The 23,873-nt window shown below is 71.9% G+C and carries 18 protein-coding genes; 11 read left to right on the top strand and 7 right to left on the bottom strand.

Annotation, left to right across the window (positions count from 1 at the left end; genetic code table 11):
- Positions 1-99: 99 nt before the first annotated feature.
- Positions 100-714, bottom strand: a complete 615-nt coding sequence (locus tag B7K25_RS00985; RefSeq protein WP_084103392.1) for a TetR/AcrR family transcriptional regulator — start codon at positions 712-714, stop codon at positions 100-102.
- A 112-nt stretch (positions 715-826) separates the two neighbouring features.
- Between B7K25_RS00985 and B7K25_RS00980 the strand changes: the two genes are divergently transcribed.
- Positions 827-2,317, top strand: a complete 1,491-nt coding sequence (locus B7K25_RS00980) for an aldehyde dehydrogenase family protein (protein WP_144018789.1) — start codon at positions 827-829, stop codon at positions 2,315-2,317.
- 131 nt (positions 2,318-2,448) lie between these two features.
- On the opposite strand, the gene B7K25_RS00975 is transcribed toward B7K25_RS00980, so the two are convergent.
- Positions 2,449-3,675 carry a TetR/AcrR family transcriptional regulator gene (locus B7K25_RS00975; protein WP_159450077.1) on the bottom strand — a complete coding sequence of 409 codons (1,227 nt, stop codon included), beginning with the start codon at positions 3,673-3,675 and terminating at the stop codon, positions 2,449-2,451.
- A 165-nt stretch (positions 3,676-3,840) separates the two neighbouring features.
- On the opposite strand from B7K25_RS00975, the gene B7K25_RS00970 reads away from it, so the two are divergent.
- The 5 genes from B7K25_RS00970 to B7K25_RS00950 all read left to right on the top strand — a co-directional run bounded on the left by B7K25_RS00970 (position 3,841) and on the right by B7K25_RS00950 (position 11,100).
- Complete coding sequence (locus B7K25_RS00970; RefSeq protein WP_084103388.1) at positions 3,841-5,418, top strand: long-chain-fatty-acid--CoA ligase; 1,578 nt, start codon at positions 3,841-3,843, stop codon at positions 5,416-5,418.
- A 122-nt stretch (positions 5,419-5,540) separates the two neighbouring features.
- Entirely contained in the window at positions 5,541-7,190 is a 1,650-nt protein-coding gene (locus B7K25_RS00965) for an alpha-amylase family glycosyl hydrolase (RefSeq protein ID WP_084104477.1), read from the top strand.
- 298 nt (positions 7,191-7,488) lie between these two features.
- Positions 7,489-9,174 (top strand): glycoside hydrolase family 13 protein, encoded by a 1,686-nt coding sequence (locus tag B7K25_RS00960; RefSeq protein ID WP_084103386.1) that lies wholly within the window; start codon positions 7,489-7,491, stop codon positions 9,172-9,174.
- 23 nt (positions 9,175-9,197) lie between these two features.
- Entirely contained in the window at positions 9,198-10,247 is a 1,050-nt protein-coding gene (locus B7K25_RS00955) for a LacI family DNA-binding transcriptional regulator (RefSeq protein WP_084103384.1), read from the top strand.
- A gap of 1 nt (position 10,248) precedes the next feature.
- The gene (locus B7K25_RS00950; RefSeq protein ID WP_084103382.1) at positions 10,249-11,100 is read left to right on the top strand and encodes a carbohydrate kinase family protein; all 852 of its coding nucleotides are present in this window, start codon (positions 10,249-10,251) and stop codon (positions 11,098-11,100) included.
- 66 nt (positions 11,101-11,166) lie between these two features.
- Here B7K25_RS00950 and B7K25_RS00945 read toward each other — a convergent pair whose 3' ends face one another.
- The 4 genes from B7K25_RS00945 to B7K25_RS00930 are packed head-to-tail and all read right to left on the bottom strand — an operon-like array spanning position 11,167 to position 17,379.
- Positions 11,167-12,147: a hypothetical protein gene (locus B7K25_RS00945; RefSeq protein WP_084103380.1), complete on the bottom strand. Its 981-nt coding sequence runs from the start codon at positions 12,145-12,147 to the stop codon at positions 11,167-11,169.
- Positions 12,148-12,173: 26 nt separating this feature from the next.
- Positions 12,174-13,049 carry a hypothetical protein gene (locus tag B7K25_RS00940; RefSeq protein ID WP_084103379.1) on the bottom strand — a complete coding sequence of 292 codons (876 nt, stop codon included), beginning with the start codon at positions 13,047-13,049 and terminating at the stop codon, positions 12,174-12,176.
- Complete coding sequence (locus tag B7K25_RS00935; protein ID WP_084103378.1) at positions 13,046-16,039, bottom strand: bifunctional [glutamine synthetase] adenylyltransferase/[glutamine synthetase]-adenylyl-L-tyrosine phosphorylase; 2,994 nt, start codon at positions 16,037-16,039, stop codon at positions 13,046-13,048. Before B7K25_RS00935 ends, B7K25_RS00940 begins: the two co-directional genes overlap by 4 nt.
- Positions 16,040-16,044: 5 nt before the next feature.
- On the bottom strand, positions 16,045-17,379 hold the full coding sequence (locus B7K25_RS00930) for a glutamine synthetase family protein (protein WP_084103377.1): 1,335 nt from the start codon (positions 17,377-17,379) through the stop codon (positions 16,045-16,047).
- A gap of 73 nt (positions 17,380-17,452) precedes the next feature.
- Here B7K25_RS00930 and B7K25_RS00925 point away from each other — a divergent pair, with 73 nt between their 5' ends.
- Positions 17,453-19,096 carry an NAD+ synthase gene (locus B7K25_RS00925; RefSeq protein WP_084103376.1) on the top strand — a complete coding sequence of 548 codons (1,644 nt, stop codon included), beginning with the start codon at positions 17,453-17,455 and terminating at the stop codon, positions 19,094-19,096.
- 129 nt (positions 19,097-19,225) lie between these two features.
- Positions 19,226-20,026 (top strand): 3-methyl-2-oxobutanoate hydroxymethyltransferase, encoded by an 801-nt coding sequence (gene panB / locus B7K25_RS00920; protein ID WP_084103375.1) that lies wholly within the window; start codon positions 19,226-19,228, stop codon positions 20,024-20,026.
- Positions 20,027-20,139: 113 nt separating this feature from the next.
- On the opposite strand, the gene B7K25_RS00915 is transcribed toward panB, so the two are convergent.
- Positions 20,140-20,343, bottom strand: a complete 204-nt coding sequence (locus B7K25_RS00915) for a hypothetical protein (protein ID WP_084103374.1) — start codon at positions 20,341-20,343, stop codon at positions 20,140-20,142.
- 31 nt (positions 20,344-20,374) lie between these two features.
- On the opposite strand from B7K25_RS00915, the gene map reads away from it, so the two are divergent.
- The 3 genes from map (at position 20,375) to B7K25_RS00900 (ending at position 23,845) form a co-directional block, all read left to right on the top strand.
- The gene (map, locus tag B7K25_RS00910; RefSeq protein ID WP_084103373.1) at positions 20,375-21,256 is read left to right on the top strand and encodes a type I methionyl aminopeptidase; all 882 of its coding nucleotides are present in this window, start codon (positions 20,375-20,377) and stop codon (positions 21,254-21,256) included.
- On the top strand, positions 21,253-22,068 hold the full coding sequence (ppgK, locus tag B7K25_RS00905) for a polyphosphate--glucose phosphotransferase (protein WP_084103372.1): 816 nt from the start codon (positions 21,253-21,255) through the stop codon (positions 22,066-22,068). The genes map and ppgK overlap by 4 nt, the downstream gene beginning before the upstream one ends.
- A gap of 82 nt (positions 22,069-22,150) precedes the next feature.
- Positions 22,151-23,845 carry an alpha-keto acid decarboxylase family protein gene (locus B7K25_RS00900; protein WP_084103371.1) on the top strand — a complete coding sequence of 565 codons (1,695 nt, stop codon included), beginning with the start codon at positions 22,151-22,153 and terminating at the stop codon, positions 23,843-23,845.
- Positions 23,846-23,873 lie beyond the last annotated feature (28 nt).

Here is a 23,873-nt window from a genome sequence, read left to right as displayed (position 1 = left end):
GATAGGACCGCCGGCGCCGGGCCGGCGCAGCGGCGGGGCCGGGCTCACCGGCACCACCGCGACCGCGTGGCGAGCTCGCATCGCGCCGCCGCGGCGGGCTCAGGGTTGGCCCGCGCCGTGCCTGACCATCGCCTGCGCGGTCGCCACGAGCTCGTCGAGCGAGCGGGTGCGCGGGTTCCACCACTCGACCACCCAGTTCATCGCGCCGAGCAGCAGGAGACGGAACACGTTGATGTCGAGGTCTGCTCGGATCTCCCCCGCCTGCTGGGCGGCGACGAACAGGTCGCGCCAGAGGCGGCTGTAGAGCGCCTCCTCCGCCGCGGGCCGGACGCGGAGCTGCTCCGGCACGTGGCCGGCGTTGCGGATCGAAGCCGTCGCGTAGTCGGACAGCTGCAGCTCAAAGCGGAGATGCGCGTCGACGGCGACCATCATGCGGTCCATGTACGTCGCGCCTTCGGGCACCGCGGCGAGGACCTCCTCGACGTGCAGGCGCACGCGGTGCGCACCCACCCACATGACCTCCTCGACGAGCTCGTCGCGGGAGCCGAAGTAGTAGTAGATGGCGGGGGCCTGGACGCCCGCGACGGCCGCCACGTCGCCGAGCCGGGTGCCCGCGTAGCCCTTGCGCGACAGCACCTCCGCTGCGGCGTCGAGGATCCGCTGGCGGGTCTGAGCCGATTTTGACGTCGGCGGCGTCGTGGCCGTGTCGCTCATCCTCCTCATTCTAAACCAGATTAGAATTTCTACTGCAAGCGACTCGCCTCCGCCATAGGATGTGACTCGTCATTCACAAAAATCCACTCAACGAGGAGTAGGAGACAGCACGATGACGCTGATGGAGCAGGCCTCGCCGCAGACGCAGGTCACCACCCGCAACCCCCACGACGGCTCCCCCGTCGCCAGCTACCCGGTCGCCACGCCCGGCGACGTGGACGCCATCGTCGCGCGCGCCCGTGCCGGCGCCCGCTGGTGGAACGGCCAGGGCTTCGATGGCCGCAAGGCGCACCTGCTGCGGTGGAAGTCGCGCATCGCCCAGCAGGCGGACGAGCTCGCGACGCTCATCGCCTCGGAGACCGGCAAGCCGCACGGCGACGCCGTCCTCGAGGTCATGCTGACGCTGGGCCACCTCGACTGGGCGGCCAAGAACGCGAAGCGGGTCCTCAAGCGACGCAAGGTCAAGGCAGGGCTCATCAACTACAACCAGCACGCCACCGTGGGCTACGAGCCGTACGGCGTGGTGGGTGTCATCGGCCCGTGGAACTACCCGCTCTACACGCCGATGGGCTCGATCTCGTACGCGCTCGCCGCCGGCAACGCCGTGGTCTTCAAGCCGAGCGAGCTCGCGCCTGGGCCTGCCGCGTGGCTGGCCGAGCGCTGGGCCGAGGCGGTCGGGCACGATGTGCTCGTCGCCGCGACCGGCGACCGCGCCACCGGAGCCGCGCTCGTCGCGGCCGACGTCGACAAGATCGCGTTCACCGGCTCCACCGCCACCGCGAAGAAGGTGATGGCGGCAGCCGCGGAGCGCCTGACGCCCATCGTGGCGGAGTGCGGCGGCAAGGACGCGCTGCTGGTCGCCGCCGACGCAGACCTCGACGCGGCCGCGAGCTTCATCGTGTTCGGCGGCATGGGAAACGCGGGCCAGACGTGCGTGGGAGTCGAGCGTGTCTACGCGGTGTCCTCCATCCACGACGCCCTCGTGACCAAGGTCGTCGAGCGCGCGTCGCGACTGCGCACCACCGGCGACGACGCCCAGTACGGCCCCATGACGCTGCCGACCCAGGTCGACGTCGTCCGGCGCCACGTCGACAGCGCGAGCGAGTCCGGCACCCTGGTGCTCGGCGGCCCCGCCAGCATCGACGGCCGCGTGATCTCCCCGGTCGTCGCCGTGGACGTGCCCGAGTCGGCGGAGGCCATGCAGGAGGAGACCTTCGGCCCCCTCGTCGTCATCAATCCCGTCGCCTCGCTCGACGAGGCCGTCGATCGCGCCAACGCCTCTCGCTACGGGCTCGGCGCGGCCGTGTTCACCAAGGACAGGCGAGCGGGCGAGCGTGCCGCCGCACGGCTGCAGGCCGGCGCCGTCACCATCAACTCGGTGCTGGGGTTCGCGGGCGTCGCGGCCCTGCCCTTCGGCGGCGTGAAGGACTCAGGCTTCGGTCGCATCCATGGAGCCGACGGGCTGCGCGAGTTCTCGACGGTCAAGTCGATCGCACGCCAGACCCGCAAGGCGGCGCTGAACCTCCTGACGATGGATCGCTCCGAGAAGGACATCCACACCGCGGCCAAGATGATCCCGATGCTGCACGGTCGTTCGAAGTAGCGATCTCGACCCCGGCCGCCGCGTGAGGGAGCCCTCCACGCGGCGGCCGTGCCTTCTGCAGCGCCGATGCGCAGGCTGGGGGCGCCTGCCGAGCGCACCCCACGAGGGGTGACGACGGCACGCGGGCGTGCCTAGTCCGCGGCGGGCGCCCCGACGCCGAGCACGGCGTCGAGCACCGGCGCGATCCAGGCGCGCGCATCGGCGCCGGTGCTGTGGCGCAGCGCGACGCTCAGGTCGGCGACGGCGGTGAAGCCCGCGTGGACGAGCACGCGCAGCTCGCGCTGGTCGAGGTCCGTCCGGACGCGACCGAGCAGGTCCACCCAGTCGTCGACGTGGGCACGCTGGAGGCGGCGCAGGCGCTTCTGATCTTCGTCATCGAGCGCGCCCACGTCTGCGGTGTAGACCTCCATGAGCGCGCGATCGTCGACGGCGAAGCCGATGTACGCCGCGGCGAGCGCGTGCAGCCCGTCGCGCGCATCGGGCGCGGCGAGGGCGTCGCCCGCAGCCTGCTCGAGCACCGTCGAGGCGCGCGCGCACGCGTCGAGGAGGATGTCGGCCTTCCCGCTGAAGTGACGGTAGACGCCCGACGGCGTGAGGCCGACGGCGGTGGCCACCTCCTCGATCGACACGTCGTGGTACCCGCGCTCCGCGAACAGCGCGATGCTCGCGTGCGCCAACTGTGGCTTGCGGCGGCGCGGCGTCGGTGCCGCCTCGGCCGTGTCCGGCGCCGGAGCCGGCTCCGGCACCGGTCCGCGGACGCGCTCGAGGACGCGGATCGCGGCATCGTGCACGAGGGAGCGCAGCTGCCCGGGGGACACGGCGACGCGATGTAGGGTGACCGAGGCGATGACGCTCAGAGCCGCCAGGCACGCGAGGTCGAGCGTCGCCTCGTCCAGGTCCGGACGGAGCACGCCCACCGGGCCCGCGAGCCGGCGCCGCAGGCTGGCGAAGGACTCGCGCAGCGCGAGGCGATCGTCGGACTCGAGGTAGCGGCTCTCCCACCGATAGATGCCGCCTGCGGCACGCATCGACACCGTCGCGGCCGTGATCGCCTCGATCACGGCGTCGAGGTCGGCGCGCGCGGACGCCTCGTCGGGGTCCTCAGGCTCGTGGACCGCGACCGCCGAGGCCTCGAGGCGCGTCGCGAGCCCCATGACCACGCCACGGAACAGGTCGTACTTGGTGTCGAAGTGGCGGTAGAGCGCCGCCGCCGTGATCCCGACGGACTCGGCGACGTCCTGCATCGACACCATGTGGTACCCACGCTGGGCGAACGCGACACCAGCGGCCGCCTCGATCGTCTCTCGTCGATCGCGCGGCCGGCGCCTCACCGGCGCAGACGCCGTCGCCTCACTCACGTCAGTCACCCTAATGCTCTGCGACTCTCGCGACAATCGCTGGCGCGATTTTGTGAATCGTGAGTAACATATGGAGCATCGGCCGGCGCCGCCGGTCGACCACCGTGGGCGGGAAGGGCAATGAGGCCCTCCCGTCGGAGCTCGACGTACGAAGAGGTGCATGTCATGAGCAGCGAGACCCCCGTCATCCCCCCCGCCGTCCGCCGCAACCACTGGATGAACCAGGTGCTGACCCAGGCGGAGATGAAGCCCGGAGCCCCAGCGTTCAAGTTCCAGGGCACCGTGACGACCTGGAGCGAGGCCGCGTCGCACATGGACACGATCGCGGCGGCGCTGCAGCGCCGCGGTGTCGGGTTCGGCGACCGCGTGCTCATGCTGACCCTCAACCACCCGTTGGTGGTCGAGTCCGTGTTCGCGATCAACCGACTCGGCGCCATGGCGGTCCCCATGAACATCCGGCTGTCCCCCGTCGAGCTCGCGTACATCATCGACGACGCGGACGCGGACATCGTCATGGTCGACCAGCCGCTCGCGCCGCTCATCGCGGCCGCGTCCCAGGCCACGGACCGCATCAAGCGGGTGATCGTGTTCGGCGAGGCCGGCGAGGGCCAGGAGTCGATCGCGTCGCTGCTCGCAGAGCCGCTCGACGGCTTCGAGGCACCCGACGTGCCGGAGTCCACGCCCTGCCTGATCATGTACACGTCCGGGACCACGGGAAAGCCCAAGGGCGCCGTGCTCGACCACGGCAACATCGCCGCGCAGGCGCTGACGTGCATCCGCGCGAACGGCATCATCACCGAGGACGACATCGCCTTCATGACGGCCCCGCTGTTCCACATCGCCGGGCTCGGCTCGATCGCGCCGAACTTCGTCGTGGGCATCCCGACGGTCATCCACCCGCTCGGCGCGTTCGACCCCGTCGCGCTCATCGACGCGTGGGAGGAGGAGCAGGCGACCGTCGTGTTCAACGTGCCTCAGCAGTGGCAGGTCATCTGCGCCGTCCCGGGCGTGCGCGAGCGCAACCTTCCCCTGCGCATCATCGCGTGGGGCGCGGCCCCGGCATCGGACACCCTGCTGCGCACGATGTCCGAGACCTTCCCTGGAGCGCTGAACGTCGCGGTCTTCGGCCAGACCGAGATGTCCCCGATCACCTGCGCGCTCAGCGGCGAGGACTCGTTCACCAAGCTCGGCTCCGTGGGTCGCCCCGTCCCCACCGTGCAGGCGCGCATCGTGGATGCGTCGATGAAGGACGTCGAGCCGGGGCAGGTGGGCGAGATCATCTACCGCGGCCCAAGCCTCATGCAGGGCTACTGGCGCAAGCCTGCTGAGACAGCGGAGGCCTTCGAGGGCGGGTGGTTCCACTCGGGCGACCTCGTCCGTCAGGACGAGGACGGGTTCGTGTGGGTGGTCGACCGCCTCAAGGACATGATCATCTCGGGCGGCGAGAACGTCTATTGCGCCGAGGTGGAGAACGCGTTGTTCGCCCACCCGTCCGTGGTCGAGGCCGCCGTGTACGGGCGCGCCGACGACAGGTGGGGCGAGGTGCCCGTGGCGGCGGTCGTCCTCCGCGAGGGCACCTCCCTCGACGTGGCCGAGCTGCACGAGTGGCTGGGAGACAAGCTCGCGCGCTTCAAGCAGCCCAAGGACGTGGTCGTGGTCGAGGCCCTGCCGCGCAACGCCGCCGGGAAGGTCAACAAGGTCGCCCTGAGGGCGGCCGATGCACCCGTACCGGTCGCGCACTAGGGCTGACGCCACGACGGCCGGGCTCGGCGGTGACCGCCGCCGAGCCCGTGTGGCCCCACCTCCCCGAGCGCGCCGCAGGCGGCCCGACCCCCGCGCGCTCCGTGCCGCTCGACGTGCTTAGGATGGCAGGCATGGCTGCCTCGACGACGACAGAATGGTGGCGCACCGCCGTCATCTACCAGATCTACCCGCGCTCGTTCGCTGACGCGTCCGGCGACGGCATCGGGGACCTCGCCGGCGTCACGGCACGGCTCGACAGCCTCGCAGCCCTCGGCGTGGACGCGATCTGGCTGTCCCCGTTCTACCGGTCGCCTCAAAAGGACGCGGGCTACGACGTCGCGGACTTCACCGACGTCGACCCCCTGTTCGGCACCCTCGAGGACTTCGACGCGATGGCCTCGAAGGCCCACGAGCTGGGCCTGCGCGTCATCGTCGACATCGTCCCCAACCACACGTCCGACGCCCACGCGTGGTTCCAGGCCGCGCGCGCATCGGCGCCGGGAAGCGTCGAGCGCGCGCGCTACATCTTCCGCGACGGCCGCGGCCCGAACGGCGAGCAGCCCCCCAACAACTGGGAGTCCGTGTTCGGCGGCTCGGCGTGGACGCGCCTGACGGAGCCCGACGGCACCCCCGGACAGTGGTACCTCCACCTGTTCGACTCCTCCCAGCCCGACGTGGACTGGACCAACGAGGAGGTGCGTGCAGAGTTCGACCGCGTGCTGCGCTTCTGGCTCGACCGGGGCGTCGACGGCTTCCGCGTCGACGTCGCCCATGGCCTCGCGAAGCACCCCGACCTTCCCGACTTCGTCATCGACGAGCTGATCGACTCGATGGGCGCGGCGCAGATGGGCCACCCCGCGTGGGCGCAGGACGGCGTGCACGACATCTGGCGCCGCTGGCGAGCAGTCGTCGACGATTACGACGGCGACCGCATCCTCACCGCCGAGGCCTGGGTGGAGCCGCTGTCGCGCATGGCCGCCTGGGTGCGTCCCGACGAGATGCACCAGGCCTTCAACTTCCCGTACCTCATGACGCCGTGGGACGGGACAGCCGTCAAGGAGGTCATCGACGACTCGCTCGAGGCCTTCTCCTCCGTGGGCGCTCCGGCGACGTGGGTGCTGTCCAACCACGACGTCGTGCGCCACCCCAGCCGCCTCGCTCTGACGGCTCCCAATCCCCAAGGCGTGGGCATCGGCCCCGACTCCCCCGGCCTGCCGCGCCCCGAGGTCGCGCGTGCCCGAGGCCGCGCCGCGACGCTGCTCATGCTCGGGCTGCCGGGCTCGGCCTACCTGTTCCAGGGAGAGGAGCTGGGCCTGCCCGAGGTGCTCGACATCCCCGCCGACCGCCGCCAGGACCCCACCTTCCACCGCACCGCGGGCGAGCGCTACGGACGCGACGGCTGCCGCGTGCCGATCCCCTGGGAGGCCGACGCCCCCGCGTGCGGCTTCTCGCCGACGGGCGAGGCCTGGCTCCCTCAGCCGTCGTGGTGGGGCGAGTTCGCTCGCGACCGCCAGGAGGGCGATCCCGGCAGCTCCCTCGAGATGTACCGAGCGGCGCTCGCTGCGCGGCGCGAGCACGGCCTCGCCGCGGCCCCGCTGACCTGGGTCTCGGGCACGGACGACGTGCTCGTCGCGCGGATCGGCGATGTCACCGTGGCGTGCAACATGTCCACGGAAGCTGCAGCGCTCCCCGCCGGCCGCGTGATCGTCTCCTCCGAGGCGCTCGACGGCACCCTGCCGCCCAACGCCACCGCCTGGATCCTCGACGCTTGACGCGCTGACGAGGGGCCGTTCGCGACGTCCTCGCCACGTCGGCTCCGATCGCTCGACCGTGCCGACCCACGCGGCGGCGCGCAGTCCGCGACGCGCCGGGCCGTGCGAGCCCGCACACGCCACGCGCCGACGCGGCGACAGGGCGACCGACGTGACGGCGCGCCGACCGACTTGAACCGAGCGGTGCAAGCGTTTACATTGGGGCTCTCGCACACGCGAGCGCACCCGCCGTCGCCGCCGGCTGCCGCGCCCGAAGGGGACGGTCCGCGCGGCACCCGCCGAGAGGATCCCCGTCCCCATGAGCGCCACCGTCGTCAGCGACGCCCACGCCACCGCTGCCCCCACGTCCGACGCGACCCGATCCGAGTGGTGGCGCACCGCCGTCATCTACCAGATCTACCCGCGCTCGTTCGCCGATGCGTCTGGGGACGGCATCGGCGACCTCGCCGGCATCACGGCGCGTCTCGATAGCCTCGCCGCCCTGGGGGTGGACGCCATCTGGCTGTCGCCGTTCTACACGAGCCCGCAGAAGGATGCCGGCTACGACGTCGCGGACTTCACCGACGTCGACCCCCTCTTCGGCACGATCGAGGACTTCGACGCGATGACGGCCCGCGCCCACGAGCTGGGCCTGCGCGTCATCGTCGACATCGTCCCCAACCACACCTCCGACGCCCACGCCTGGTTCCAGGCAGCGCGCGCATCGGCGCCGGGAAGCCTGGAGCGCGATCGCTACGTGTTCCGCGACGGCCGCGGAGCGGGCGGCGACGAGCCGCCCAACAACTGGCAGTCGATCTTCGGCGGTCCCGCGTGGACCCGCCTGACCGAGCCCGACGGCACCCCCGGACAGTGGTACCTGCACCTCTTCGACACCTCCCAGCCGGACCTCAACTGGGCCAACGACGAGGTCCTGGTCGAGTTCGACCGGGTGCTGCGCTTCTGGCTCGACCGGGGCGTCGACGGCTTCCGCGTCGACGTCGCCCACGGCCTCATCAAGGCCGAGGGCCTGCCCGACTTCATCGCCGAGGACGACGGCGACTCGATGGGCGGCGGCGCCGGCCCCATCCCGCCGTGGTGGGCGCAGGACGGCGTGCACGCGATCTGGCGGCGCTGGCGCCGCGTCGTCGACGCCTACCCCGGCGAGCGGATCCTCGCCGCCGAGGCCTGGGTGTCGCCGCTATCCCTCATGGCGCGGTGGGTGCGGCCCGACGAGATGCACCAGGCCTTCAACTTCTCCTACCTCTCGACGGACTGGCACGCCGCGGACCTGCGCGCGGTCATCGACGAGTCGATCGCCGAGTTCGGCGCGGTGGGCGCACCCTCGACCTGGGTGCTGTCCAACCACGACGTGGTGCGCCACGCGAGCCGCATGGCCCTGTCCGCGGAGAACCCTCAGGGCCACGGCATCGGCCCCCGCTCCGCGGGCCTGCCCGACCCCGTGGTCGGCCTCCAGCGCGGCCGTGCCGCGACCCTGCTGATGCTCGCGCTGCCCGGCTCCGCGTACATCTACCAGGGCGAGGAGCTGGGGCTGCCCGAGGCGATCCACATCCCTGACGAGGCGCGCCAGGACCCCACGTGGCACCGCACCGAGGGCGAGCGCTACGGACGCGATGGCTGCCGAGTGCCGCTGCCGTGGGAGGCGGACGCGCCCGCGCACGGCTTCTCGCCCACCGGCCACACCTGGCTCCCGCAGCCCGAGGAGTGGGCGCGGTTCGCGCGCGACGCCCAGGAGGGCGTGGCCACCTCCACGCTCACCATGTACTCGGAGGCCCTGCGCCTGCGCCGCGGGCACGGCCTCGCTGCGGCCGAGCTGACCTGGCTCGAGACGCCGGAGGGAGTACTGGGGCTCCGGGTCGGCGACATCACCGTGCTGGCGAACGTCGATGGGGCGGACTTCCCGTTGCCGTCCGGCGAGGTCATCGTCGCGTCCGCGCCCGTGACCGATAGCATTCCGGCAGACACCTGCGTCTGGATGGTCCTCTAGCCACGGCGCTCGAGGAGGAGACGATGGCGAAGATCCAGAAGGTCGCGGAGCTCGCCGGCGTGTCCACGGCGACGGTCTCGCGCGCCCTCGCGGGCAAGCCCTCCGTCTCCCCCACCACCCGCGCGCGGGTCGAGAAGGCCGCCAAGGAGCTCGGCTACGTCGTGTCCGCCAGCGCGTCGAGCCTCGCCTCGGGACGCACGCGCAACATCGGCGTCGTCACTCCGCTGCTCGACACCTGGTTCTACATGAAGGTGCTCAGCGGCGCCCAGCACGCGCTGCTGGACGCCGGGTACGACCTCACGCTGTACCACCTCGACGCCAACCTCGGCATGGACCTGCCCGCGCAGGCGAACCCGCGCAGGCGTCGCCTCTTCGAGGAGTTCCTGCGCCGCAAGCGCGTCGACGCGCTCATCGCGGTGAGCCTCGAGCTCGACGCCGCCGAGCTCGACAGCATGCGCGGCCTCGGCAAGCCGGTCGTGTGCGTCGGCGGACCGCTGCCGGGAGTCCCGACCCTGTCGATCGACGACCACGCCATCGCGCGTCTCGCGACGGACCACCTGCTGTCGCTCGGGCACCGCCACATCGCGCACATCGCCGGAGACCCGGACTTCGAGCTCGACTTCCATCTGCCCGCGACGCGTCGCGCCGGCTACGAGGAGGCGCTCGCCGAGTCCGGGGTCGAGGCCGACCCGCTGCTCGTGAGGTCAGCCGACTTCACCATCGCGGGCGGCTACGACGCGACGCTGCAGCTGCTCGGCGATCCGCGAGTCCACCCGACCGCGATCTTCGCCGCCTCGGACGAGATGGCGATCGGCGCGATCCTCGCCGCGCGCGACCTCGGCAAGGAGGTCCCCGGGGACCTGTCGGTGGTCGGCATCGACGGCCACGACCTCGCGGACTTCTTCGCGCTCACCACGGTCGATCAGTTCCCGGAGGTGCAGGGCCGACGAGCCGTCGAGCGCGTGCTCCACGAGCTCGACGGCGACTCCTCCGAGCCCGCCAACGAGGAGCTGCCGTACGAGCTCGTGGTGCGCAAGTCCACGGCCGCGCCGCGGGCCCCCCGCGAAGGCTGACATGGGCAGCGCGCCGCGCGTCGTGGTGATCGGCCCCTCGAGCTGGAACCACATCGTGGTGCTCGACGCCCTCCCAGAGCCGCACCCACACATGCAGGCGGCCGTGGACGCGTGGTGGACCGTCGGCGGCACGTCCGCGGGAAAGGCGCTGCATCTTCTCGACTTCGGCGTCGACGTCACCTTGGTGACGCCGCTCGCCTCCGACGCGGACGGTGACCGCGTCCGCACCGCGCTCGCGGCGACGGGCCTTGACGTCGAGGCGGTGGCCGCGGACCGCACCGAGTCCCACACCAACCTCATGACGGCCGCGGGACAACGCGTGTCCCTCTACACGCGGACCCCCTCGGAGCCCGGCGCCGAGGCCGTCGCGACCGCTCTCGAGTGCGCCCGCGGCGCCGATGCGGTGGTCGCCGACCTGTCCGCGCTCGGGGCGGCGACGCTCGACGGACTCGCTGAGCTGGGGGTTCCCGTCTGGACCGATCTGCACGACTGGGACGGCCGCGAGGCCTTCCACTCCGCGTTCGCGCGCGCGGCGCGCGCCATCGTGCTCTCGGACGACGGCGCCGGCGACCACGCGGCCGTGGACGCCTCGCTCCTCGCCGCGGGAGCCGAGCTCGTCATCAGGACGCGCGGCGCCGCAGGCGCCTCCGTGCGCATGGCGGACGGGCGCACCGCGTCGGCGTCAGCGAGGCGTGCGGACATCGTCGACACCAACGGTGCCGGAGACGCCTTCTGCGCCGGGGCGCTGGTCGCGTCGCTCGCCGGAGCGGAGCCGTCCGACGTGCTGGAGGCAGGCGCGGCGCAGGCGGTGCACGCCCTCGAGTCGCGCCACCTCAGCCGGCTCCTCGGCTGACGCGCGGCGGTCGGTGCCGCCGTCACACGTGCCGTCTGGCCGCTCGGGTGTCAGGGCGCTCGGGTGTCAGGGCGCTCGGGTGTCAGCGTGCTCGCCGTCGGCACCGTCGTACTCCTCGAGCTCGAGAGTGTCCGCCTCCGGCTCGACCTCCGGCCCGCGCGAGGACGGCTCGCGATCGCGCAACGCCGGGACGAAGCGCACGAGCAGCCAGAACAGCGCCGCGATGCCGAGCGCGACGATCCCGAGGACCATCAGGACGTCGACGATCGGGCCGAGCGCGGTCGTCGCGACCACGTCCTCCACGAGCACGCCCGCGCCGCCGTCGGCCCCGCCGGGCATGAAGGAGGCGAGCGTGCTCGGCCCGACGGCACCCAGCGCGAACGCGATCGCGAGACCGAGCGCGCCCGCGCCCACGAGAGCGCGAGGAAGGAACCACCGCCAGCGTGGTGCGGCGGCGATGCCGCCGACGATGAGCGCCAGCCCGATCCACACGAACCACGTCGCGGCGAACGTGAGCGCGGAGTAGCCGGTGCGCACGTCCTCGAAGGTCGCCGCGTCGATCACCTCGACCTCGTACTCGGGGAGATCGATGTCGGGGATCAGCGGGCCGACGACCGGCACCTCGTCGATGCGGCCGTTGACCCGCTCTCCCAGGTCGACCGCGATCACGAACGGGCCGGGCGTGCGCTCGGGGTCCGAGACCTCGTCGAACAGGCGATTCTGGACGCGATCCGCCCCGGCGCTCAACGCGCCTGTCACGAGGTCCGAGCCGACGACGCTCACGACGAGCTCGCGGATCTCCTCGTCGAGGAGCTCCAGGGCGATGCCGCCGACCTGTCCCTCGATCCGCTCCTCGAGCATCCGCTGGACCTGGTCCGCGACCAGGTCCGCGGTCGCGGGCGACTCGAGCACGCGCGCCGTGAGCTGGTCCGCGGCGCTGCCGTCCTCGATGCTGGCGACGGTGTTCACGGCGAGCGCCCACACCACCATCATCATCGACCCCAGGAGCACCAGGAAGGCCGAGGTGATCACCCGCAGCGCGCGCATGGACCCTCCCTCTCGTTGGGGTCAGACTAGCGGCGACGTCCGCCAGCCATCGAGGCGACGAGCCCCGCGATCGCGGCGCCCACGAGGGCGGCTCCGGCGATCCAGAACGAGCGTTCCATCACCACGGGCGCTGCCTCGTCGGCCAGCACGTCGTGCCAGAGGGAACCGAGCGCGCCGTCGCGGCCCCCGGGCACCAGCGTCGCGACCGTCTCGGGTCCGAGCAGCGCGATCGCCGCGCCGACGGCGAGGCAGATCACGCCGAGCAGCACGAGCACCTTCGCGACGAACCACCTGCGGCGGTGGGACACGACGATGCCGAGGGCGAGCAGGCCGAGCCCTACCCAGAGGCCCCAGGCGGCGACCCAGGCGACCCTGGCGTACCCCTCTCGCGCGGAGTCGAAGGTCGCGGCGTCCATCACCTCGATGCCCACCAGGGGCACGTCGACATCCGGGATGGCCCCGCCCACGGCCGGGATGTCATCGATGCGCGCGTTGACCGCCCCCGACACGTCCACGTCGAGCACCAACGGGGCCGACTCGCGCGCCGGGTCGGCGAGCGCGTCCGCGAACTGCGCGTGCGCGGCATCCGCCTCGTCGAGCACCGCGTCGCGGAACGCCGGGGACGCGACGGCGGAGTCGAGTGCGCCCTCGACCGCCTGCTCGATGAGGGTGCCGCCGACGGTGATGCCGGCGTCGGCGAGCGCGTCGAGCACCTGGGCGGTGACCTGTGCTGCGACCTCGCTTCGAACCGCGGCCGAGTCCATCGCGTGCTCGGTGATACCCCGCAACGCGGTGCCGTCCTCCACGGCGCGCACCACGACGGAGCTCACGGCCCAGCCCGCGATCAGCAGGGTTCCCGCCAGGATGCACAGCGCTGACAGGAGGGTTCTGAGCCCTCTCACGCTCCGTCCTCCCAGCCGAAGAACACGCGCTCGGTGACGGCGCGAGCGTGACGCGTCGCGCGCCCGTGGCGCTCGAGGAGCTCGGCCCCCGTGTCGCGGACGTTCATGATCTCGGCGAGCACGCGCAGCTCGCGGGTGTCGCCCGGCAGGACGTCCGGCGTGCGCGAGCGGCCACGCAGCGCCAAGGCGCCCCGCAGGTCGGTCGCCAGCACCCACGCGGCCTCGAGCTCACCGGCGTCGGTCGAGGAGATGAGGCCCTCGTCCGTCGCGACCCGCAACGCGTCGAGCGTGCGGGTGGTCCGCAACCCTGGGAGCCGATGCGCGTGCTGGAGCTGCAGGAGCTGCACCGTCCATTCGACGTCCGACAGCCCGCCAGGTCCGAGCTTGAGGTGGCGCTGCGGATCCACGCCGCGCGGGAGGCGCTCGGACTCCATGCGCGCCTTGAGCGTGCGCATCTGCTTGAGCGCGCTCGCCGGCAGCTCGGTCGGGTAGCGCACGGCGTCGATCATCGCCGTGAACCGCTCGATGAGCTCCGGATCGCCCGCGCAGGGCCGCGCCCGCAGCAGTGCCTGAGCCTCCCACGGGTCCGACCACCGGCCGTAGTACTCGGTGGTGGACGCCAGCGAGCGTGCCAGGGGTCCGTTGCGTCCCTCGGGCCGCAGGTCGGCGTCGATCTCGAGCGCGGGCTGAGCCATCGGCGCCTTCAGCAGACGCTGCACGGTCTGGGCGACCTTGACCGCGAGCGTCGCGGCGCGCGGGTCGTCACCATCGAACACGAACTGCACATCGGCGTCCGACGTGTAGCCCATCTCCTGGCCGCCGTAGCGACCCATCGCGATGATCGCCATCGACAGCGGGAGCTCGTCGAGCCCCTCGGCCCGCGCGACCACGACGCGCGCGATGCGCAGGGCGCCGGCGATCAGCACGTCCGCGGCGTTCGTCACCGAGCCCGCGGCTTGGACGGAGTCGATGAGTCCCAGCACGTCCGCCGCAGCCGACCGTGCGAGCTCGCGACGCCGCAGTCCACGCAAGGCCGTGATGCACTGGTCGGCGTCGTCGGAGCGGGTGAGGATCGCATCGGCCTCGCGCTCGAGACGCTCGGGGGGCCGCGGCGCGAGGGCGGCCGGGTCGCCGAGCCACGTGACGTCCTCGGCCGACCTGAGCAGCGCCTCCGTGACGTAGACCGAGGTCGACAGCAGGCGAGCCAGGCTCTCCGCGGCGGTGCCCGTGTCGCGCAACATCTTCAGGTACCACTGGGCATCCTTCAGTTGCTCCGACAGCTTACGGAACGCGAGGAGACCGGCATCGGGGTCGGCGCCCTGGGCGAACCACCCGATCATCGCCGGCATCAGCTGCCGTTGGATCGATGCGCGCCGGGACACGCCCTCCGTGAGCGCCACGATGTGCCGCAGCGCCGCCTGCGGGTCGTCGAAGCCCACGGCCGACAGCCGATCGCGCGCCGCCGCGTCGTCGAGGCTCGCCTCGTCAGCGCTGAGCGACGCGACCACCGGCAGGATGGGTCGGTAGAACATGTCGAGGTGCATGGTGCGCACGTCGCGGCGAGTGTCCTGCCAGACCTCGTCCATGTACTCGACGGTCGCGAATCCCGATGCGCGGGCCAGGACGCGCTTGGCGTCCTCGTCCTCGGGCATGAGGTGCGTGCGCTGCAGCTTGCGCAGCTGAAGCCGGTGCTCCCACACGCGGAGCTGGCGGTACGAGCGGTCCATCTTCGCCGCGTCCGGCCGCCCGACGTAGCCGCCGCGACGGAGCGCAGCGAGCGCCTCGAGCGTCGTGCGCGAGCGCAGGCTCTCGTCGTGACGTCCGTGCACCAGCTGGAGCAGCTGCACCGTGAACTCCACGTCCCGCAGCCCACCGGGTCCCAGCTTGATCTGGCGGTCGGCCTCCTTCGCAGGCACGTGCTCCTCGACGCGCTTGCGCATCGCCTGGGCGCTCTGGACGAACCCCTCGCGCTCGACCGCCTTCCACACGAGCGGGCTCATCGCCTCGACGTACGCCTCGCCCACCTCGGGGTCTCCGGCGATGGGTCTGGCCTTGAGCAGGGCTTGGAACTCCCACGTCTCCGCCCACCGCTCGTAGTACGCGCGGTGGGACGCGACGCCTCGCACGAGCGCGCCGTCCTTGCCTTCGGGGCGCAGGTTCGCGTCCACCTCCCACAGCGCGGGCTCGGCCCCGGCTCGGTCGCACGCGCGCGCCGCGGCGTTGGCCAGCTTCGTGGCGACCTTCAAGGCGCGCGTCTCGTCGGCCCCCTCCGCGGGCTCCGCGGCGAAGATCACGTCGACGTCCGAGACATAGTTGAGCTCCCGGCCGCCGCACTTGCCCATGCCGATGATCGCGAGCCGCGTCAGGGCATGGTCGGGCTCGTCCGCTCGCGCGATGGCGAGGCCCGCCTCGAGCGCAGCGCCCGCGAGGTCGGCGAGCGCCGCGGCGACCTCGGGGAGCATCGCGGGTGGCTGTGCGGAGAACAGGTCGTCCGCCGCGATGCGCATCAGCTGGCGGCGGTACGCGACGCGCATGGCCGCGACCGCGTCGCCCTCGACCGTCGCCACCGGCGCCGCGGAGGCGGGGTCCGCACCCACCGCCTCGAGCAGCACCCGGCGCTGGTCGACGTCGGCGAAGCTCTCGGCCTCGGGCCAGGCGGCGAAGTCCGCGATGTGCTCGGGATGACGCACGAGGAAGTCGCCCAGCGCGATCGAGGCGCCGAGGAGCACGCCGAGCTTCGCGCCCGCGCGGGTGTCACGCAGCGCGAGCAGGGAGTCGAGCACCCCGGCGTCGCGGGCGGCCTCCGCGACGCGCAGCAGCTGGAGCAGCCCGCTGTCGGGATCCGCGAGGTACGACATCGCGGTCGCGGGATCCTCCATCGAGGCGCCCGTGACGTCGCGCAGGTGACCCAGCAGTGCCTCGGCGCGCGCGGTGTCGGCGACTCCGGCGCGTCGCAGCTGCGTCGCGAAGGAGATCTCGCGCTGGCTCACGACGTCTAGAGGACAGGCAGGTACTGCTCGAGCTCGAACGGCGTCACCTGGGCGCGGTACGCCTCCCACTCGGCACGCTTGTTGCGGAGCACGAAGTTGAAGACGCGCTCGCCGAGAGTGTCGGCCACGAGCTCGGAGCGCTCCATCACCTCGATCGCCTGCGACAGCGACGCCGGCAGCGGCTCGTAGCCCATCGCGCGGCGCTCGGCGGGGCTGAGCTCCCACACGTCGTCCTCGGCGCCCTCGGGCAGCTCGAGGCTCTCCTCGATGCCCTTCATGCCTGCGGCGAGCAGCACGGAGAACGCGAGGTACGGGTTCGCCGCCGAGTCCATCGCCCGGTACTCGACGCGCGTCGACTGGCCCTTGCCCGGCTTGTGGATGGGGATGCGCACCAACGCCGAGCGGTTGTTGGACCCCCAGCACACGAACGACGGAGCCTCGGCGCCGCCCCACAGGCGCTTGTACGAGTTGACGTACTGGTTGGTGATCGCGGTGATCTCCGGCGCGTACTTGAGCAGCCCGGCGATGAACTGCCGCGCGACGGGCGACAGGTTGTGATCGGCACCTGCCTCGTAGAACGCGTTGCGGTCGCCCTCGAACAGGCTCATGTGGGTGTGCATGCCCGAGCCCGGCCCGTTGACGAGCGGCTTGGGCATGAAGGAGGCGAAGACGCCCTGCTCGAGCGCCACCTCCTTGATGACGGTGCGGAACGTCATGATGTTGTCCGCTGTCGTCAGCGCGTCGGCGTACCGCAGGTCGATCTCGTTCTGGCCGGGGCCCGCCTCGTGGTGGCTGAACTCGACGGAGATGCCCATGGACTCGAGCATCGTGATCGCCTCGCGGCGGAAGTTGTGCGCCGTGCCGCGCGGCACGTTGTCGAAGTACCCCGCCTGGTCGACGGGCTTCGGCAGCTTGCCGGCCTCGGGCTTCTCGAGAAGGTAGAACTCGATCTCGGGGTGCGTGTAGAACGTGAAGCCCTGCTCGGACGCGCGGTCGAGGTTGCGCTTGAGCACCTGACGCGGGTCGGACAGCGCGGGCTCGCCGTCCGGCGTCGAGATGTCGCAGAACATGCGCGCCACGCCCTGGCTCGCGCCGCGCCACGGCAGGATCTGGAAGGTCGACGGGTCAGGCTCGGCGAGCATGTCCGCCTCGGACACACGCGTCAGGCCCTCGACGGCCGAGCCGTCGAAGCCGATGCCCTCCGCGAACGCGTTCTCGAGCTCCGCGGGCGCGATGGCGACCGACTTGAGCACGCCCAGCACGTCCGTGAACCACAGGCGGATGAAACGGATGTCACGCTCCTCGACGCTGCGGAGCACGTATTCCTGCTGCTTGTCCATGAGCCCATCCTGCCGCAACTGTGTGCCATGCGGGTAACGTGACCGGCCCTGGCGCGCCGACTACGCTGACGGCATGCCCGACCTGCGCCTCGCCCTCGCCCAGATCAACACGTGCGTGGGTGACATCGCTGGTAACGCGGCGCTCATCATGGACCGCAGCCGCGCGGCCGCGGCGCTCGGCGCGCACGTCGTGGTGTTCCCCGAGATGACCACCACCGGCTACCCCATCGAGGACCTGGCGCTGCGCGAGAGCTTCCAGCGGGCGGCGGAGGCCTCGGTCACCCGCATCGCGGACGATCTCGCCGCAGAGGGACTCGGCGATCTCGTCGTGATCCTCGGCACCCTGGGCGTGAGCCGCGCCGGCCGGCCGTTCAACCAGGCCGTGGTGATCCGTGGCGGCCGCGTCGAGGCCCGCTACAACAAGCATCACCTCCCCAACTACGGCGTCTTCGACGAGCACCGCATCTTCGCGTCGGGCGAGGACCGCTGCGTGCTCGAGGTGCGCGGCCGGCGCGTGGGCGTCGTCATCTGCGAGGACATCTGGCAGGACGGCGGGCCGGTCGCGGCGATGGACGATGCCGACATCGAGCTGCTCGCCGTCCTCAACGGATCGCCGTTCGAGGAGGGCAAGGGGCACGTCCGCACCGAGCTCGCGCAGCGCCGCGCCGCGGAGGTGGGCGCACCGGTCGCCTACGTCAACATGTGGGGCGGACAGGACGACCTGGTCTTCGACGGCCACAGCTTCATCGTCGGCGCGGACGGTCGCCTTCTCGCCTCGGCTCCGGGATTCACCGACGCGCTCATGGTGTGGGACGTCCCCGAGGTCGTCGACACCGCCGAGCCGTCGGACATCGCAGAAGCCGCGGGCGACGACGAGCAGGTCTACTGGGCGTGCGTGACCGGCCTGCGCGACTACGTCGTGAAGAATCGCTTCTCCTCCGTCGTGCTCGGCCTGTCGGGCGGCATCGACTCGGCGCTCACGGCGGCGATCGCCGCGGACGCCATCGGCGGCGAGAACGTCGTCGGCGTCTCGATGCCGTCCGTCCACTCCTCCGAGCACTCGAAGGACGACGCCGCCGACCTCGCCAAGCGGATCGGCGCCGACTACCGCGTCGAGCCCATCGCGCGCATGGTGGACGCCTTCCAGGATCAGCTCGCGCTCGACGGCGTCGCCGAGGAGAACCTCCAGGCGCGCGTGCGGGGCGTCATCCTCATGGGGCTGTCGAACCGCGAAGGGCACCTGGTCATCGCCCCCGGCAACAAGTCGGAGCTCGCCACCGGCTACGCGACCATCTACGACGCGGGCTCGATCGGCGGATTCGCCCCCCTCAAGGACGTCGACAAGTCTCGGGTCTGGGAGCTCGCGCGGTGGCGCAACGCGTACGCCGAGGCGCGCGGCGAGGTGCCGCCGATCCCCGTGAGCTCGATCGAGAAGGCCCCCAGCGCGGAGCTGCGACCCGGGCAGACCGATCAGGACTCGCTGCCCCCGTACGAGCTGCTCGACGAGGTGCTCGATGCGTACGTCGAGCACGCCGAGGGCCGCGAGGAGCTGCTCGCGCGCGGCTTCGACGCCGAGGTGGTCGACACGGTGCTGCGGCTCGTCGACCGCGCCGAGTGGAAGCGTCGCCAGTACCCGCTCGGCCCCAAGGTGACGGCCCTCGCGTTCGGGCGCGACCGCCGCCTGCCCGTCACCAGCAGGTGGCGAGAGAACGCGTAGCCAGCGCGCGCATCGGCCCCTCCCAGGCACGAGAAGGGGCCCACTTTCATGACGGAGGCGCAAGAAACGCGAAAGTGGGCCCACTTTCGCGGGGAGGCCGGGTGGCGGGGCCCGCCTAGAGTGGAGCCCATGAAGACGGTTCGCATCCACCACTTCAAGGACATGAAGGCGCGTGGCGAGAAGATCACCATGCTCACGGCCTACGACTACCCCACCGCTCGGGCCTTCGACGCCGCCGGCGTGGACATGCTCCTCGTGGGCGACTCGCTGGGCGACAACGTGCTCGGCTACGACTCGACCGTGCCGCTCACGCTCGACGAGATGATCCCGTTCGCGCGCGCCGTCGCCAAGGGCGCGCCGCACTCGTTCGTCGTCGCCGACCTCCCGTTCGGCACGTACGAGGTCTCGCCCGAGCAGGCCGTCGAGTCGTCCATCCGGATGATGAAGCTATCCGGAGCCCAGGCGATCAAGTTCGAGGGCGGGCGGCGCATCGCTCGTCAGGTCAAGGCCGTCACGGATGCCGGCATCCCCTTCTGCGGTCACCTCGGATTCACCCCGCAGTCCGAGAACGCGCTCGGCGGGCGGCGCATCCAGGGTCGCGGCCACGGCGCCTACGACGAGCTGCTGGCCGACGCCCTGGCGCTGCAGGAGGCCGGAGCCTTCGCCGTCGTGCTCGAGATGGTCATCGCTCCGGTCGCCGAGAAGGTGACGGCGGCTCTCGACATCCCCACGATCGGCATCGGCGCCGGCTCGGGCACCGACGGCCAGGTGCTGGTGTGGCTCGACGCGCTCGGCGTGGGCGACTGGCACCCGAGCTTCTCGCACCAGTTCGCCCAGGTGGGCGAGCAGATGGCCGCCGGCGCGGCCGGCTACGTCGAGGCCGTCAAGGGCGGCGCGTTCCCCACGGCGGACCACACCTTCGACGAGTAGCACCCGCTCGCCCGAGAAGGCGAGAGTGGCCCCACCCTCGGCGCCACGTCGCCCATGGTGATGATCGTGGGCCCCTCGTCATCTCGGCGGAAGGGCCGATGCGCGGGCTGGGCTCAGCCCTTGTCTCCCCGCCACTCGGCGTCGTCGTCGTCCCACGCCTCGGTGCGCTCCTGCGCCTTCTCGAGCGCCCGGGAGGCCTCGGCCTCCGAGTCGTAGGGGCCCATGAGGTGCTCCCACGAGCTCTGCCGACCCTTCTCGACCGTGCGCGTGCGCGTGTTGAACCAGTACTGCGTTGACTCACCGGACTCAGATGACATGGGCCTCGCCTCCATGAATAGACTGCCAGGCATGAGCGCGGTACGCGAGAGGATCACCAAGGGCGCCGTGTCGCCGTGGCGCGACGTCCCCAAGACCGTCGCCCGTCCCGACTACGTGGGCCGCAAGCGCGCGCCGCAGTGGTCGGGCGGCGACGTCCACAGCGAGGAGACCGTCGAGCGCATCCGCATCAGCGCCCGCATCGCCGCCCAGGCCCTCGCCGAGGTCGGACGCCACGTCCGGCCGGGCGTCACCACGGACGAGCTCGACCGCATCGGCCACGAGTTCGTCCTCGACCACGGCGCCTACCCGTCGACGCTCGGCTACCCCGGCTCCGCCGGCCGCCCGCCGTTCCCCAAGGCGCTGTGCACCTCCGTCAACGAGGTCATCTGCCACGGCATCCCCGACTCGACCGTCGTCGAGGACGGCGACGTCGTCAAGGTGGACATCACGGCGTACCTCAACGGCGTCCACGGCGACAACTGCGGCACGTTCATCGCCGGAGAGGGGTCCGAGCAGGCGCGCAGCCTGGTCGAGGTCACGCACGAGGCGATGATGCGCGGCATCAAGGCGGCCCGGCCCGGCCGCGAGGTGAACGTCATCGGCCGCGTCATCGAGAAGTACGCGGCGCGCCACGGCTTCGAGTCGGTGCGCAGCTACACCGGCCACGGCGTCGGTCCGGCGTTCCACACCGGGCTGGTCATCCCCCACTACGACGCCGCGCCGCACCACGACGACGTCATCGAGCCCGGCATGGTCTTCACCGTGGAGCCGATGCTGTGCGCCGGGTCGGAGGCCAACCACGAGTGGGACGACGGCTGGACGGTCGTCACCGACGACGGCTCGTGGGTCGCGCAGTTCGAGCACACCATCCTCATCACCGACGACGGCCCGGAGGTCCTGACCCTGCCATGAGCAAGCACATCGCCATCGGAGTCGATATCGGAGGGTCGGGCATCAAGGCGGCGCCCGTCGACCTCAAGACCGGAGAGTTCACCGAGGAGCGCTACCGGATCCCCACGCCTGACCCGTCCACGCCGGACGCCGTCGCGCGGACGGTCGCGAAGTGCATCGCGCGCTTCTCCCCCGGCCGCAAGACCGCCATCGGCGTCGCGTTCCCGGGCGTGGTGCAGCGCGGCGTCGTGAAGACCGCCGCGAACGTCGACGACGCGTGGATCGGCACCAACATGCGCGAGCTGATCCGCGACTACGCCGGCCACGACGTCTACGTCATGAACGACGCGGACGCCGCCGGCTACGGCGAGTACAAGCACGGCGCCGCGCACGGCCGCGACGGCGTGATCCTCATGACGACGCTCGGGACCGGCATCGGCACCGCGATGATCGTCGACGGCCAGCTGGTGCCCAATCTCGAGATGGGGCACATCGAGATCGACGGCCAGGACGCGGAGATCGCCGCGGCCGAGTCCGCGCGAGAGCGCCTGGGGCTCGACTGGGACGGCTGGATCAAGAACCTGCAGCGGTACTACTCCGAGATCGAGAAGCTGCTGTGGCCCGACCTCATCATCGTGGGCGGCGGCGTGTCGAAGTCCCACCACATGTTCCTGCCGCACCTGACCCTGCGTGCGCCGATCATCCCTGCCGAACTCCTCAACGGTGCTGGCATCGTCGGTGCCGCCGCCTGGGCGGCCTCCGAGCACAAGAAGGCGGAGAAGGCCCGCAAGGACGACGAGAAGAAGGCGGCGCGCAAGGCCAAGCACCACTGAGCGCGGACCCGCCGACCGCCGCCGAGGGCGGACGCTCCGAGGGTCCCGCACGCCGGTCCTCGTGCCGTGATTCGATGGGGTCATGGACAGCGACACCTCAGCACCCGGGACCACGACGGTCGGCGCCTACCTCGCCGCCCGCCTCAGGCAGCTGGGCGTCAGCCACCTGTTCGGGCTGCCCGGCGACTTCAACCTGACGCTGCTCGACCTCATGCTCGCCGACGGGTCGCTCACGTGGGTCGGCACCGCCAACGAGCTCAACGCCGCCTACGCCGCCGACGGCGACGCGCGCGTGCGACGCGGCGTGGCCGCCGTGGTCACCACGCTCGGCGTCGGCGAGCTATCCGCGATCAACGGCATCGCCGGCGCGTTCGCCGAGGACGTCCCCGTGGTGCAGATCACGGGCACCGCCTCGACCGCGGCGCTCGACGGCAGCGCCCTCCTGCATCACACCCTCGCCGACGGCCGGTCCGACCACTTCGAGGCCATGTACCGGGAGGTGACGGCTGCCGCCGCCACCCTGCGGACGGCCGATGCGGGCGTCACCATCGACCGCATCCTCACCGAGGCGCTGCGCACCTCCAAGCCGGTCTACCTGGCCGTTCCCACGGACGTCGCGACGGCGCCCATCGACGCGGCGCCGCTGGCGGCGCCGCTCGAGCGGCCCGCGTCCGACGCGGCTGGTCTCGCGCAGTTCGAGCAGGCCCTCGCCCAGGCGCTCGCCGGCGCGCGCGCCGTCACCGTGCTCGCCGGGCCCAAGCTGCACCGCCGCCACCTCGAGCCGCAGCTGCGCCGCATCGCGGACGTCCCCGGCGTGCGGGTCGCGTCGCAGTCGGGCTCGAAGGCGATCATCGACGAGGCTCACCCGCACAGCCTCGGCACGTACGTGGGAGCCTTCACCCCCAACGAGGCCACCCGCGTCGCGGTGGACGACGCCGCTCCCCTGGTGCTCGCCGGCACGGTGCTGTCCGACCTCCTCACCGGCGGCTTCAGCCACCGCTTCGATGCCGCCGGCGCGATCGAGCTGAGCCTGCGCAGCGCGCGAATCGGGCGCGCGCACTACGACGACATCGACCTGTCCGACTCTCTCGCGGCGCTCGCGCGGGTCGTCTCCGGGCTGGGTCTGCCCGACGAGTCCTACGACCACCCGCGGCCTCCGCGGCCCGCCGCCGGCGACGGCGGCGACCTCACGCACGCGCAGCTGTGGCCCGCTCTCGAGGCCTGGATCCCGGAGGACACCCTCGTGATCGCGGAGGCCGGCACGGCCTTCTACGGGGCGCTCGAGCTCGACCTGCCGCGTGGATGCGACCTGCTGGGCCAGCCGATCTGGTCCTCGATCGGCTTCACGCTCCCGGCGACGCTCGGCGCGGGGCTCGGGCGGCCCGACCAGCGCGCGGTGCTCCTCATCGGCGACGGATCGGCCCAGCTCACCATCCAGGAGCTCGGCACCATCCTTGCGCGCGGCCTCGCTCCCGTGATCGTCGTGATCAACAACGGCGGCTACACGGTCGAGCGGGCGATCCAGAGCCCCGACGCCGTCTACCAGGACATCGCGGCGTGGGACTGGGGCGCGGTCTGCGCCGCGCTCGGCCCCGAGACCCCGGTCGAGGTGTGCCGCGCCTCGACGATCGCCGAGCTGGACGAGGCGCTCGCGACGGCTACGGTCGCCACCGATCGCGCGGTGCTGATCGAGGCCGTCGTGCCGCGCGACGACACGCCCCGGCTGCTCGCGCAGATCGCCCAGGGTCTCGCCGCCGCCAACCGGTCGGGCGACTGACCAGAGCGACTGACTCGAGCGACTGACT

This window comes from Demequina sp. NBRC 110056, assembly GCF_002090155.1.
Taxonomy (GTDB): Bacteria; Actinomycetota; Actinomycetes; order Actinomycetales; family Demequinaceae; genus Demequina.
Note: the sequence above shows the minus strand (reverse complement) of the source record. Positions and strands in the feature narration are given on the sequence as shown.

Bases quoted from the DNA above. Each gene is read 5' to 3' on its own strand.
- B7K25_RS00985 (WP_084103392.1), bottom strand. From the start codon at position 714: ATGAGCGACACGGCCACGACGCCGCCGACGTCAAAATCGGCTCAGACC.
- B7K25_RS00980 (WP_144018789.1), top strand. From the start codon at position 827: ATGACGCTGATGGAGCAGGCCTCGCCGCAGACGCAGGTCACCACCCGC.
- B7K25_RS00970 (WP_084103388.1), top strand. From the start codon at position 3,841: ATGAGCAGCGAGACCCCCGTCATCCCCCCCGCCGTCCGCCGCAACCAC.
- B7K25_RS00965 (WP_084104477.1), top strand. From the start codon at position 5,541: ATGGCAGGCATGGCTGCCTCGACGACGACAGAATGGTGGCGCACCGCC.
- B7K25_RS00960 (WP_084103386.1), top strand. From the start codon at position 7,489: ATGAGCGCCACCGTCGTCAGCGACGCCCACGCCACCGCTGCCCCCACG.
- B7K25_RS00955 (WP_084103384.1), top strand. From the start codon at position 9,198: ATGGCGAAGATCCAGAAGGTCGCGGAGCTCGCCGGCGTGTCCACGGCG.
- B7K25_RS00950 (WP_084103382.1), top strand. From the start codon at position 10,249: ATGGGCAGCGCGCCGCGCGTCGTGGTGATCGGCCCCTCGAGCTGGAAC.
- B7K25_RS00945 (WP_084103380.1), bottom strand. From the start codon at position 12,147: ATGCGCGCGCTGCGGGTGATCACCTCGGCCTTCCTGGTGCTCCTGGGG.
- B7K25_RS00930 (WP_084103377.1), bottom strand. From the start codon at position 17,379: ATGGACAAGCAGCAGGAATACGTGCTCCGCAGCGTCGAGGAGCGTGAC.
- B7K25_RS00925 (WP_084103376.1), top strand. From the start codon at position 17,453: ATGCCCGACCTGCGCCTCGCCCTCGCCCAGATCAACACGTGCGTGGGT.
- panB (WP_084103375.1), top strand. From the start codon at position 19,226: ATGAAGACGGTTCGCATCCACCACTTCAAGGACATGAAGGCGCGTGGC.
- B7K25_RS00915 (WP_084103374.1), bottom strand. From the start codon at position 20,343: ATGTCATCTGAGTCCGGTGAGTCAACGCAGTACTGGTTCAACACGCGC.
- map (WP_084103373.1), top strand. From the start codon at position 20,375: ATGAGCGCGGTACGCGAGAGGATCACCAAGGGCGCCGTGTCGCCGTGG.
- ppgK (WP_084103372.1), top strand. From the start codon at position 21,253: ATGAGCAAGCACATCGCCATCGGAGTCGATATCGGAGGGTCGGGCATC.
- B7K25_RS00900 (WP_084103371.1), top strand. From the start codon at position 22,151: ATGGACAGCGACACCTCAGCACCCGGGACCACGACGGTCGGCGCCTAC.